The sequence below is a fragment of the Burkholderia cepacia GG4 genome (assembly GCF_000292915.1).
Lineage (GTDB): Bacteria > Pseudomonadota > Gammaproteobacteria > Burkholderiales > Burkholderiaceae > Burkholderia > Burkholderia cepacia_D.
Genome location: NC_018514.1, coordinates 865,638 through 877,981, shown reverse-complemented (window position 1 = coordinate 877,981; position 12,344 = coordinate 865,638). Strand labels below are relative to the sequence as shown.

The 12,344-nt window shown below is 68.5% G+C and carries 9 protein-coding genes and 2 pseudogenes; 5 read left to right on the top strand and 6 right to left on the bottom strand.

What is annotated here, in order from left to right:
• Positions 1–17: 17 nt before the first annotated feature.
• Positions 18–257, bottom strand: a pseudogene (locus GEM_RS30280) (FadR/GntR family transcriptional regulator); the annotation flags it as partial.
• A gap of 29 nt (positions 258–286) precedes the next feature.
• On the opposite strand from GEM_RS30280, the pseudogene GEM_RS19705 reads away from it, so the two are divergent.
• The 5 genes and pseudogenes from GEM_RS19705 to GEM_RS19685 all read left to right on the top strand — a co-directional run.
• A pseudogene (locus tag GEM_RS19705) lies at positions 287–1,123 on the top strand (MFS transporter); the annotation flags it as partial.
• Between the two features lie 152 nt (positions 1,124–1,275).
• Positions 1,276–2,709, top strand: a complete 1,434-nt coding sequence (locus GEM_RS19700) for a PLP-dependent aminotransferase family protein (protein ID WP_014899135.1) — start codon at positions 1,276–1,278, stop codon at positions 2,707–2,709.
• Between the two features lie 79 nt (positions 2,710–2,788).
• Positions 2,789–3,184 carry a hypothetical protein gene (locus GEM_RS19695; RefSeq protein WP_014899134.1) on the top strand — a complete coding sequence of 132 codons (396 nt, stop codon included), beginning with the start codon at positions 2,789–2,791 and terminating at the stop codon, positions 3,182–3,184.
• A gap of 199 nt (positions 3,185–3,383) precedes the next feature.
• Positions 3,384–5,168, top strand: coding sequence for a nitrite/sulfite reductase (locus tag GEM_RS19690; protein WP_014899133.1), 1,785 nt, complete (start codon positions 3,384–3,386; stop codon positions 5,166–5,168).
• Positions 5,165–5,632, top strand: coding sequence for a DUF934 domain-containing protein (locus GEM_RS19685; RefSeq protein ID WP_014899132.1), 468 nt, complete (start codon positions 5,165–5,167; stop codon positions 5,630–5,632). The genes GEM_RS19690 and GEM_RS19685 overlap by 4 nt, the downstream gene beginning before the upstream one ends.
• 72 nt (positions 5,633–5,704) lie before the next feature.
• On the opposite strand, the gene GEM_RS19680 is transcribed toward GEM_RS19685, so the two are convergent.
• The 5 genes from GEM_RS19680 to GEM_RS19660 all read right to left on the bottom strand — a co-directional run bounded on the left by GEM_RS19680 (position 5,705) and on the right by GEM_RS19660 (position 12,307).
• Positions 5,705–6,985, bottom strand: coding sequence for a virulence factor family protein (locus tag GEM_RS19680; RefSeq protein ID WP_014899131.1), 1,281 nt, complete (start codon positions 6,983–6,985; stop codon positions 5,705–5,707).
• A complete protein-coding gene (mprF, locus tag GEM_RS19675; protein ID WP_014899130.1) occupies positions 6,982–9,576 on the bottom strand; it encodes a bifunctional lysylphosphatidylglycerol flippase/synthetase MprF in 2,595 nt (864 codons plus the stop codon). Before mprF ends, GEM_RS19680 begins: the two co-directional genes overlap by 4 nt.
• A 713-nt stretch (positions 9,577–10,289) precedes the next feature.
• A complete protein-coding gene (locus GEM_RS19670) occupies positions 10,290–10,595 on the bottom strand; it encodes a hypothetical protein (RefSeq protein ID WP_051138006.1) in 306 nt (101 codons plus the stop codon).
• Position 10,596: 1 nt separating this feature from the next.
• Complete coding sequence (locus tag GEM_RS19665; protein ID WP_014899129.1) at positions 10,597–11,541, bottom strand: electron transfer flavoprotein subunit alpha/FixB family protein; 945 nt, start codon at positions 11,539–11,541, stop codon at positions 10,597–10,599.
• 16 nt (positions 11,542–11,557) lie between these two features.
• Positions 11,558–12,307, bottom strand: coding sequence for an electron transfer flavoprotein subunit beta/FixA family protein (locus tag GEM_RS19660; RefSeq protein WP_014899128.1), 750 nt, complete (start codon positions 12,305–12,307; stop codon positions 11,558–11,560).
• Positions 12,308–12,344 lie beyond the last annotated feature (37 nt).

The following is a 12,344-nucleotide window of genomic DNA, read 5'->3' as shown; positions in this document are numbered from 1 at the left end:
GAAGCGGAAGGTTGCCTGCCCGGACCGCGCGGCACCTCGAACGTCACCGGGCGCGCGGCATCGGCCGCCGACACATAGATGCCCGAGCCGGCCCGCACCTCGACGATTCCCTGCACCTCGAGCGCGATGATCGCCTCGCGCACCTGCGTGCGGCTCACGCCGAACTGGTCGGCCAGGCTGCGCTCCGACGGCAGCCGCGCGCCGGCTTCGAATGCGCCAGTCGCCACCATCGCGTGAATCTCCCGCGCAAGGCCGATATAGGAGCGGTCCGCGGCTTCGGCGTCGCGGCTGGCGCGGCTCGTTCGCGATCACGGGCGCACTCGGCATCGCGTGGGCGCTCGCGTGGTGATTCATCTATCGCGACCCGGAACGCTATCGCGCGATCGCGCCGGACGCCGTCGACGCACTACTGGCCCAGCGCGGCGCACCGGCCGTTGCGGGCGCAACCGACGGCCCGCAGGTGTCGTGACTCGACCTGTTCCGCTACCGCACCGTGTGGGGGATGATGATCGGCCTGTTCTGCCTGAACTTCGCGATCTACTTCTTCATCACGTGGTTCCCGAGCTACCTGCTGCAATCGCGCGGCTTCTCGCTCGCCTCGCTCGGTACGTGGGGCATGCTGCCCGCGCTGCTCGCGATTCCCGGCGGCTGGCTCGGCGGCTACGTGTCGGACCGCCTGTTCCGGCGCGGCTGGAGCGCCACCGCCGCGCGCAAGACCTGCCTCGTGCTCGGCATGCTGCTGTCATCGTCGATCGCGCTGTCCGCGTTCGTCGAGAACGTCTGGGCCTGCCTCGCGCTGTTCGCGCTCGCCTATGCCAGCCTGTCGTTCGCCGGTGCGAACGTGTGGACGCTGGTCGGCGAAGTCGCGCCGACGCCCGCGCACGTCGCGTCGCTGGGCGGCATCCGGAACTTCGCAGGCAATCTCGCGGGCATCTTCATCACGACGTTCACGGGCGTGATGCTGTCGATCACGAAGGGCTCGTTCGCCGTACCGCTCGCCGTCGCCGGCGCGCTGTGCGTGGTCGGCGCGCTGTCGTACCTGTTCATCGTCGGCAAGGTCGAGCCGCTGCCGGCCCTGCGCGACGGCACGAACGGACCCAACGCAGAGCCGAACGCGGCCTGACGCGGCGCGCGCAGCGGCCGCATCGGGAACGCGCGACCGGCCGCGGCCGTCGCGCTTTCCTTTTCGGGCCGCTCGTCGGACAATGAGCCGCGCCCGCGGGCGCGGCGCCGCACCGGCCCCGCGCGCGGCGCACACCTGCTCCGCCTGCGCCGATGAAACGCTACGAAACCCTCGCCCATACGATCGCCGACGAAATCCGCAACGGCAACCTCGCGGTCGGCACGCGCCTGCCGTCGCTGCGGCAGATCATCGCGCAACACGGCGTGAGCCAGTCGACGGTATTTCGCGCGTACTACCTGCTCGAACAGTGGGGGCTGATCCGTGCGCGCGAACGCTCCGGCTATTACGTCGCGCCGGGCGCCGGCCCGGCAGCGAACCCGCCCGCGAAACGGCGCGCGAGCCGCGCTGGCGCCACCCGCAAGGTCGACATCAGCGATCTGGTGTTCTCGGTGCTCGATGCCGCGACGCAGCCCGGCATCGTGCCGCTCGGTTCCGCGTTCCCGGCGCCGCAGCTGTTTCCGCTGCCGCGCCTCGCGAAGTCGCTCGCGCAAGCGACGCGGCTCGTCAGCCCGTGGAGCACGGTCGTCGACCTGCCGCCCGGCAACGAGGCGCTGCGGCAGCAGATCGCGCGGCGTTATCTCGCGACCGGCGTCGCGCAGCCCGTCGACGAGATCGTCGTCACGAACGGCGCGCTCGAAGCGCTGAACCTGTGCCTGATGGCCGTCACGCGGCCCGGCGACGTCGTGGCCGTCGAATCGCCCGGCTTCTATGCGGCGCTGCAGGCGATCGAGCGGCTCGACCTGCGCGCAGTCGAGATCCCCGTCGATCCGCGTACCGGCCTCGATCTCGATGCGCTCGCGAAGGCGCTCGACCGGCACGACATCCGCGCGTGCTGGTTCATGACCAACTTCCAGAACCCGACCGGCGTCACGCTGTCCGTCGACAAGAAGCGCGCGCTCGTGGACCTGCTTGCCGCGCGCAACGTGCCGCTGATCGAGGACGACGTGTACGGCGAGCTGCATTTCGGCCCCGACTACCCGCTGCCCGCGCGTGCGTTCGACCAGCACGGCCTCGTGATGCACTGCAGTTCGTTCTCGAAGACGCTCGCACCCGGCTACCGGATCGGCTGGGCCGCCGCCGGCCGTTTCGCAGAGAAGGTGCAGCGGCTCAAGCTGATGACGACGTTGTCGGCGAGCATCCCCGCGCAGGCCGGCATCGCCAACTACCTGGAGCATGGCGGCTACGATCGCCACCTGCGCAAGCTGCGCGGCGCGCTGCAGACACAGCTCGCACGCATGGACGACGCGCTGCGGCGCTGGCTGCCGGCCGGCGTCGAGTGGGTGCAGCCCGACGGCGGCTATTTCCTGTGGCTGTCGTTTCCGGATGCGATCGATGCGATGGAACTGCATCGCCAGGCGATCGCACGCGGCATCAGCTTCGCGCCGGGGCCGCTGTTCTCGGCCGCGCACGGCTTCGAGCGCTGCGTGCGCGTGAACTTCGGCCATCCGTGGAGCCGCGACATCGAACGCGCGATCCGCGTGCTCGGCGAACTGGTCGCCGAACCGGCAGTGCGCAAGGCCGGCTGACCCGCACGCCACGCGCTGCCATGCAGCCGACGCGAACACAGGTTACATTGCAAACCCCTTCGCTCCTTCGACGCATCCCATGAGCGCATTGCCCTTCCTCGATCACGCCGCGCTGCTGAAGCTCACCGCCGAAGCAGCCGGCGTCACGCAACCGTGCACCTGCACGAAGACCTCGCTTGCCGGCTGGACGAGCCTGCCGCTGTCGCTGCAGGACACCCAGCTCGTCGAAGTGGCGACGCTCGCACCGCCCGGCGACGCGGAGCCTTGCTACGACGAATACCATCCGGCCGGCACGCGCTACTGGTCGGACGACGCGCCGATCGCGCTGCGCCATTTCCCGTACAACCGCTGCAACGTCAGCCGCTGCGTGACGTGCGGCCGGCTGTTCCTGCGCTATCAGGAAGGCGGCGGCTACTTCATCGACCAACGGATCCGCGCGCTGAATCCGGCGCTCGTCGTCGACGCGCAGGCATGAACCCGGCGCGGGCATGCGCAACGCATGCCCGCCTCGACGCCTGCCCCACCGATCTGCTGCGCCCTTTTCGTCCCGATCTGCTGCTTGTCCCGCCGCCCCGCGTTCCCTACGCTGTCTCCAGTTGCCTGACATCCGTCGCAACGTCCCCTCCCGAGCGGCGCGCGCCCCCTGCGCCGCCACTCATCTCGCGTATCACGTCATGTACCGATATACCGAATTCGACCGGGCGCTCGTGCACAGCCGCGCCGCCCAGTTCCGCGACCAGCTCGAGCGCTGGCAGCACGGCACGCTGAGCGAGGACGCGTTCCGGCCGTTGCGCCTGCAGAACGGCTGGTACGTGCAGCGCCATGCGCCGATGCTGCGCGTCGCCGTGCCGTACGGCGAGCTGTCGAGCGCGCAGCTTCGCGTGCTCGCACGGATCGCACGCGACTACGACGTGCCCGACGACGCCATCTATCGCGCCGCCTGCGACGCGCAGGCGTTGCTCGGCACGCTGCGCCTGCCGACCCGCAACGCGCACTTCACGACCCGCACCAACGTGCAGTTCAACTGGATTCCGCTCGCGAAGGCAGCCGACGTGATGGACCTGCTCGCGACCGTCGACATGCACGGGATCCAGACGAGCGGCAATTGCATCCGCAACATCTCGTGCGACGAGCGCGCGGGCGTCGCGCCCGACGAGATCGCCGATCCGCGGCCGTTCGCCGAAGTGATGCGCCAGTGGACGACGCTGCATCCGGAATTCGCGTTCCTGCCGCGCAAGTTCAAGATCGCGATCACCGGCGCGGACGAAGACCGCGCGGCGACCGACTGGCACGACGTCGGGCTGAAGCTCGTGCGCAACGACGCGGGCGAGCTCGGCTTTCGCGTGAGCGCCGGCGGCGGCATGGGCCGCACGCCGGTGATCGCGACGCTGCTGCGCGCGTTCCTGCCGTGGCAGCACGTGATGAACTACATCGAGGCGATCGTCCGCGTGTACAACCGCTACGGACGGCGCGACAACAAGTACAAGGCGCGCATCAAGATCCTCGTGAAGACCGAGGGGCAGCGCTATATCGACGACGTCGAGGAAGAATTCCGCCAGATCGTCGAGCATGACGGCGGCCCGCACACGATCCCGCAGGCCGAGTTCGACCGCATCGCGGCATCGTTCGTGCCGCCGCGCCTGAAGCCGCGCACGCTCGACCTGGACGACGCCGATGCGCGCATGTCCGCGCACGCCGGCCGCCATCCGGCCTTCGCCCGCTGGCTCGCGCGCAACGTCGCCGCCCACCGCGACCCTGCGTTGCGCATCGTCACGCTGTCGTTCAAGCGCCGCCTGCAGGCGCCCGGCGACGCATCGCCGGAACAGCTCGACGCGCTCGCCGAACTCGCCGACCGCTTCTCCGCCGGCGAGGCGCGCGTCACGCATGCGCAGAACGTGGTGCTGCCGTGGGTGCACGTCGACGACCTGTTCCTGCTGTGGGAACACGCGCGCGCGATCGGACTCGCCAGCGCGAACGTCGGACTCCTGACCGACATGATCGCGTGCCCCGGCGGCGACTTCTGCGCGCTCGCGAACGCGCGCTCGATTCCGATCGCCGACGCGATCGCCGAACGGTTCCAGGATCTCGACATGCTGCACGACGTCGGCGACATCGACCTGCACATCAGCGGCTGCATCAACTCGTGCGGCCACCATCACAGCGGCCACATCGGCATCCTCGGCGTCGACAAGGACGGCGCGGAGTGGTACCAGGTCACGCTCGGCGGCTCCGACGGCTCGACCGCGAGCGGCCCCGCGCGGCCGGGCAAGGTGATCGGCCCGTCGTTCTCGGCGGACGAGGTCGTCGATGTCCTGGATGCGCTCGTCAACGCGTATCTCGATGCGCGGCTCGATGTCGACGGCCGCAGCGAACGATTCATCGACACGGTGCGCCGCATCGGCGCCGAGCCCTTCAAGGCCGCAGCGAACGACGCACGTCATCAGGCGGAACACGCATGAACCCGACCGACGAAACAAAGAACGCGCTCGCGAACGCACGCATCCGGCTGCTGACGCCCGCCGAACACGCCGCCGACGGGAACGCGCCCGACACCGCGACAGCGACGACGCTGACACCCCTGACGATCGGCAACGACGAGGAACTGCCGCCGCTCGCCGAACGGATCGCGCAGGCCGCCCGCATCGACCTGCACTTCCCGTCGTTCACCGACGGCCGCGCGTACAGCCAGGCGTACCTGCTGCGCAAGCGCTTCGGCTTCGCCGGTGACCTGCGCGCGACCGGCGAGGTGCTGATCGACCAGTTGCTGCTGATGGAGCGCACCGGGTTTTCGAGCGCGGTGCTCGGCGCCGATGCGGACATCGCGGCCGCGCGCCGGCAGCTCGACCGGTTTCCGGGCTTCTACCAGCGCGATGCGAGAACGGCAACACCGCGGCAGGACGCCGCGATCCAGGCGGACAAATGAAACGGGCGGCCCGCAGGCCGCCCGTTCGATGAACCGCAAGCGCCGCGCCCGCCGAGAAGCGGGCGCCGCCGTTCAGCGCGCCGCCACCGGCTTGCCGAACCCGCCGAGGATCTTCTTCTCGAGCGCGATGTAGTCGTGGCCGAAGTGGTGATCGCCACCCGTCTTGATCACGTCGGCACCGGTGTTCGCAAGCGCGGGGCACATCGTGTCCTTCTCTTCCGCGCCGTAGAAGCACTGCACGAGCTGCGGCGGCACCTTCGCCATTTCCGGCGCGACCTTCATCGCCTTGTCGCTCGCCGGCATCCCGAGCCAGCCCGTCACGCGGATCTGGAAGTCCGCCGACGGCGCGAAACCGAGCAGCGACATCACCGCGACCTTGTCGCGCAGGTCGGCCGGCAGCCGGTTGTACGCGAACGGCATCACGTCCGCACCGAACGAGTAGCCGACCAGCGCGACGCGGTTCGCATGCCAGCGCGCCATGTACGTGCGCATCACGCGCGCCAGGTCGCGGCTCACCTGCGCGGGCGACTGCTCGCTCCAGAAGTAGCGCAGGCTGTCGATGCCGACCACCGACACGCCGTCGCGCTGCAGCGCCTCGGCGATCGTCTTGTCGAGATCGCGCCAGCCGCCGTCGCCCGAGATCACGATCGCGAGGCGGTCGCTGCCGCCCTTGGCCGGCAGCTCGACGAGCGGCAGGTCCGACACGTCGAGCTCGTCGCTGCTGCTGGTGTCATGCAGGTGCGACGTGACAAGCGACACGAGCTTCGCGCCATCACCGGCCGTGGCCGTTTCGACGAAGCCCGGCATCGCGCGGCGCACGATCGTCGGATCGGGCGGGCACGGCTTGAAGCGCGCATCGAGCTTCGCCGCCGGGGCGACCGACACGACGCCGGCGATCGTGTTCTCCGGCGCCATCGACAGGATCTGTTTCGCGATCGTGCCGCCCTGGCCCACGCCCGCGACGATCGGCGTGTAATAGCGTGCCGATTGCGCGAGGCGCTCGAGCTGGTGGCTGACCGCCTCGGCGTCGCCGTCGAGGTGGTGACAGGTTTCCTGCTTCGCGGCGAGGTTCGCCGCATAGCGCTCCGAATCGACGCCGACCGTCATCGCGCCCGCTTTCGCGAGCGCGTCGGCCGCCTGCTGGTCGGCGGCGCCCCAGCCGCGTTCGCGCGAGAACAGCACGACGAAGCCGCGCAGCGGGCCGCTCGGCTTCGTCACGGTCACGGGGCCGTAGCGGCCGCCCGACACGGTTTCCGGTTTCGTCGCCGCCGGCTGCGCCGCGAGCGCGGCGCCGGCCAGCATCATTCCCGCGCAGGCGACAACCGCCTGCGCGATACCCTTCTTAAACATCATGAACGCCGACCTCCAGCCAGCAGGGACAGATCCGCGAGCGTGACGAACACGCCGACCGAGCCCGAGGCCGCGAGATAACGCGGCTCCCAGTGCGGCTCGAACTTGCTTTTGAATGCACGCAAGCCACGGAAGTTGTAGAAGCGGCCGCCGAAGCGCCAGACCATCAAGCCGAACCGGTGCCACGGCGACGGCATCTTCGCCGCCCCCATCCCCGAGAACGGCGCGATGCCCAGGCTCAGCTTGCGGAACCCCGCTTCCTTCAGATGCAGCGCGAGCTGCGTAAACAGATACTCCATCGCATACGGCGACGCATCCGGCAGATGACGCATCACGCCGACCGTCGCCTCGGTGTTGAGGTCGGTCGTCATGAACGTGACGAACGCGATCGGCTTGTCGGCCTGGCGCACCAGCATCACCGACTGCGTCGCCAGATAGCCGTCATGGAACGCGGCCACCGAGAAGCTCTTCTCGCGCGCGTCGCGGCTGTCGAGCCAGCCATCGGAGATGCCGCGCAGCGACGGCAGCGCGGCCGGCACCTCGGACGGCGCGATCACCTCGACCGTCAGCGCGTCCTTGTCGCCGCGGCGCAGTGCGTAGCGCAGGTGCGACCGGTTCGAACCCTTCAGGTCGAACCGGTCGAGCGCGATATGGGCTTCCTCACCGAGCTTCATCAGCGTGAGCCCGGCGTCGAGATACAGCGGCAGCGCATTGGCGCGCACCTGGTAGAACGCCGCGCGACCGCTGTGCGCGTGCGCCAGCGCGATGAACTTGCTGATCAGCGCCGGCCATTCCTCACGCGGGCCGACCGGGTCGTGCAGCGCAGCCCAGGTACGGCCGTTTTTCGCGTACATCAGGAACGCGCGGCGCGATTCGGAAAACAGGAACGACTTGTCGCCCATCAGCGCGAGGCCTGCATCGCTGCATTCCTGTGCGCGGATGATCTGCTCCGCGTCGAGCAGGTCCTGCGCGACCGGCTTCACGAACCGGCCGGGCGCCGGACGCAGCAATTGCCACAACGCGAACATCGCGACGAACACACCGGCCGCCAGCGTTGCGCGCAGCGCCCGCGGCGCGCGCGCGTCGAACGAGAAATGCGACCACAGATCGCGCGTGTACGGCACGTCGCGGAACGCGAAGCACAGCACCCACACGGCGAGAATGAGCACCATCGTCACCGACACGAACCAGCTCACCGTGAAGCGCTCGGCGAGCAGCGACGAATGGCGGTTGAAGCGGCGGCGGCTGACGAGCAGCAGCACCAGCAGCGTGCCGAGCACGCCGGCCTCGACGAATGCGAGGCCCTTGGCCAGCGACAGCGCGAGGCTCGCGAGCGTCAGCGCGAAGGTCATCCACCAGGCGCCGTCCAGACGGCGCAGCAGCCCGCGCGCGACGAACAGCAGCGCGACACCCAGCACGCTGCAGATCACCTGCGAGCCTTCGAGCACCCACAGCGGCACGATATTGCGCAGGATCGCAATCCGGTGCCAGAACGCCGGCGTCGCACTCGAAATCACCAGCATCCCGCCGACCGCGAAGGTCAGGAGACTCAGGAACAGCGGCGCCAGTTGCGACACGCGCGCGGCCTGCCGCGATACGAGCCGACGGCGCAGCGCGCGGCCTTCGAAACCGGCCAGCAGGCCGGCCGACAGCACGAGCGGCACGCCGAAGTAGATCGCGCGGTACGCGATCAGCGCGGCGACCATCGCGTGCGCGGGCACTTCGCGGCCCAGCGTGAAGACCATCGCGGCTTCGAACACGCCGATCCCGCCCGGCGTATGGCCGATCATCCCGAGCAGCAGCGCGGCCGCGTACACGGTGATGAAGGTCGGGAAACCGACCGGTGCGGCCGGCAGCAACACCCACAGCGTCAGGCCGGCGGCCACGACGTCCATGACCGCATAAACGACCTGCGCGACGAGGTCGCGCCGCGCCGGCACGTCGAACGACAACCATTTGAAGCGCGTGACGACCGGGCGCGCGGTGTGGCCGCACATCGCGGTGATCGCGGCCAGCACCACGAGCAGCGCGGCGCCGCCCCACATGAGCACGCCGGGCGCGACATGCAGCATCGCGGCGAGCGTCTGCGGTACGCAGACCATGCCGACGGCCGTCATCAGCACCAGTGCGAGCGCGAGCGTGCCGCTGGTGAATACCGTCATGCGGCCGATCTGCGCGGGCGTGACGCCCGACACACCGTACACGCGCGCGCGCACCGCGCCGCCCGTCAGCGCGCCGAAGCCGGTGGCATTGCCGAGCGCGGAGCCGGCGATCGCGCCGATCCACAGCGCGGCGCGCGGCACTTTCGCGGCGACGTAGCGCAGGCCGACCGCATCGCGGGCGACGAGCGCGAGATAGCTGAGCGCCGTCGCGGCAAGCGACGCGCCCCACTCGCCGACGGACATCTGGCGCAGCTGGCGGATCACCGACCGGTAGTCGACGGATTCCGACAGGTGCTGGAAAACCACGATCAGCAGCAGGCCGATGCCGAGCGCGAGCAGCGGCGACAGCACGCGCTCGTTGCGGATCAGCGTCGAGACACGGGCGATCACCGCCGCGGCACGGCCGGGCGGACCAGGGTGGCGGGAAGACATAGATTGTTCAGTGGTGGTGCATAGCATGTCGCGGCGCGGGACGGCCGGGCGGCGACGAATCTGGTTGTTCTGCGTGAGCGGTCGGCCTGGCACGGAGGCAGGCGGCGCCTGGATCAGAAATTACGAGTATACGGATTTTATATTACAGAATCTTTCGATCTTGCACCGGGCGGTTTGGGCGCGGCGTGCGCATCAACGGCGCATCAATTTCATGCGCAAGGTGCGCATCATACCGGGAACTGCCGGGGATTTTTCATCAGATGAATGACTTGTGACGCATTTGGGAGAAATCTGCCGGGCGAAGCTCGGCGCACGAGGACGAAAACGTCAGGCCCCGCGCTTTTCAGAAATGGGGACTGTGGTCGCCTGTCCATGCCAAAAGGGCCGGAGGGCGGCGTTCGGTCAGGTTGACGCCGTCCGATACCCGACAAACGCCTTCTTCGTCGTCCACCCGGGTTTTGTCGTGAAAGCTGCGCCGTCAACCAAAGGCCGACCGTCACGCGCGCAGTCCGGCAGCCCGACGGTCTGTAGACGGGCGTGCCCGCAACCCGGACCGATCAGGCGGCCGCTGCCCGCATGCCGGCTGAGCCGCTCCCTGCTGTCGCTCACGGGCCGACCGGTGTCGTGCACACGGATTCGACGGGCGGCATGCCCGGCACGACCGAAAACCGGATGCGGCCCGTCAGCGTCATGCCGAGCGCAACGACGTCGCGTTACAGGTTTCGCTGTTGGCGCGTCGTCCGGCCGATCTGCGATATGTGCCGTCGCTCCACCGCCACCTTGGCGGAGCGAATCGCACTGTCGAAGCTCGGCTCGGTTGCCACGTGCCGGTTGTCGACGCTGACGAACCATCGGTCTGTCGCGTGACACCAGCGGACCCGGCGGTCGTCCATCAGCGACGAAAACCAGCGCCATACGGCAGCGTCGTCGGAGTTCGCGACGAGCGCTGCCTGCCTGCGCGCTTCCCGCAACGCGCCCGGAGCGCTCGCGAGTGGTGGCGGCCGGTGTGAGTCAGCCATGCTACAAGGCGGCCACGATTCCGGGCAGCTCGACGAACAGATCGCCGACGAGGCCGTAGTCGGCCACGCTGAAGATCGGCGCCTCCGGATCCTTGTTGATCGCGACGATCACCTTCGAATCCTTCATGCCGGCCAGGTGCTGGATCGCACCCGAGATGCCGACCGCGATGTACAGCTGCGGTGCGACGATCTTGCCGGTCTGGCCGACCTGGTAGTCGTTCGGCACGTAGCCGGCGTCGACTGCCGCGCGCGATGCGCCGAGTGCTGCCGACAGCTTGTCCGCCAGCGGCTCCAGCACCTTCGTGTAGTTCTCGCCGCTGCCCAGACCGCGGCCGCCCGACACGATGATCTTCGCGCTGGTGAGTTCCGGACGGTCCAGCTTCGTCACTTCACGGCTCAGGAACTGCGAAATCCCCGCGTCGGGCGCTGCGTCGATCTTCTCGATCGATGCGCTACCGCCTTCCGCTGCAACTGGATCGAAGCCCGTTGCACGTACCGTGATGACCTTGATCGGGTCGCTCGACTGCACCGTCGCGATCGCGTTGCCTGCATAGATCGGACGCTCGAACGTGTCGGCCGAATCGACTGCCGTGATGTCCGAAATCTGCGCGACGTCCAGCTTCGCGGCGATGCGCGGCGCGATGTTCTTGCCGTACACCGTCGCCGGCGCGAGGATGTGCGAATAGTCCTTCGCGATGTTCAGCGCGGTGGCTTCGACGTTTTCCGCCAGGCCTGCGGCCAGTTGCGGCGCGTCGGCCAGCAGCACCTTCGAAACACCTGCGATCTTCGCCGCTGCGTCGGCCGCCGCTTGCGCGTTGTGGCCCGCGACCAGCACGTGAATGTCACCGCCGACGAATTTGCCAACCTCGGCCGCCGCTGCCACCGTGTTCAGCGTCGCGGCCTTGATCGACGCGTTGTCGTGTTCTGCAATCACCAGAATCGTCATTTCTTTCCGCTCCCTCTTACAGCACCTTGGCTTCGGTCTTCAGCTTCTCGACCAGCGTCTTCACGTCCGGCACCTTCACGCCGGCTGCGCGCTTCGGCGGCTCGACCACCTTCAGCGTCTTCAGGCGCGGCGTGACGTCCACGCCCAGGTCTTCCGGCTTGACGGTTTCCAGCGGCTTCTTCTTTGCCTTCATGATGTTCGGCAGCGTCACGTAGCGCGGCTCGTTCAGGCGTAGATCCGTGGTGACGACGGCGGGCAGTTGAAGCGAGAGCGTTTCCGCACCGCCGTCAACTTCACGTGCAACCGTCGCCTTGCCGTCTGCAATCGTCACCTTCGACGCGAACGTCGCTTGCGGCAGGCCTGCCAGCGCAGCCAGCATCTGGCCGGTCTGGTTCGAATCGTCGTCGATCGCCTGCTTGCCGAGGATCACCAACTGCGGCTGCTCCTTGTCGACCAGCGCCTTCAGCACCTTCGCGACGCCAAGCGGCTCGACGCCGTCATGCGCTTCGACGAGGATCGCGCGATCCGCGCCGATCGCCAGCGCCGTACGCAGCGTTTCCTGCGCTTGCGTCACCCCCACCGACACCGCGATCACTTCGGTCGCGACACCCGCCTCCTTCAGGCGCACGGCTTCTTCCACCGCGATTTCGTCGAACGGGTTTATCGACATCTTCACGTTCGCGATGTCGACGCCCGTGTTGTCCGACTTCACGCGGACCTTCACGTTGTAATCGACCACTCGTTTCACCGGTACCAGAATTCTCATCGCTTATCCGCCAAAATGTTGGGGCCGGCGCTCGCCG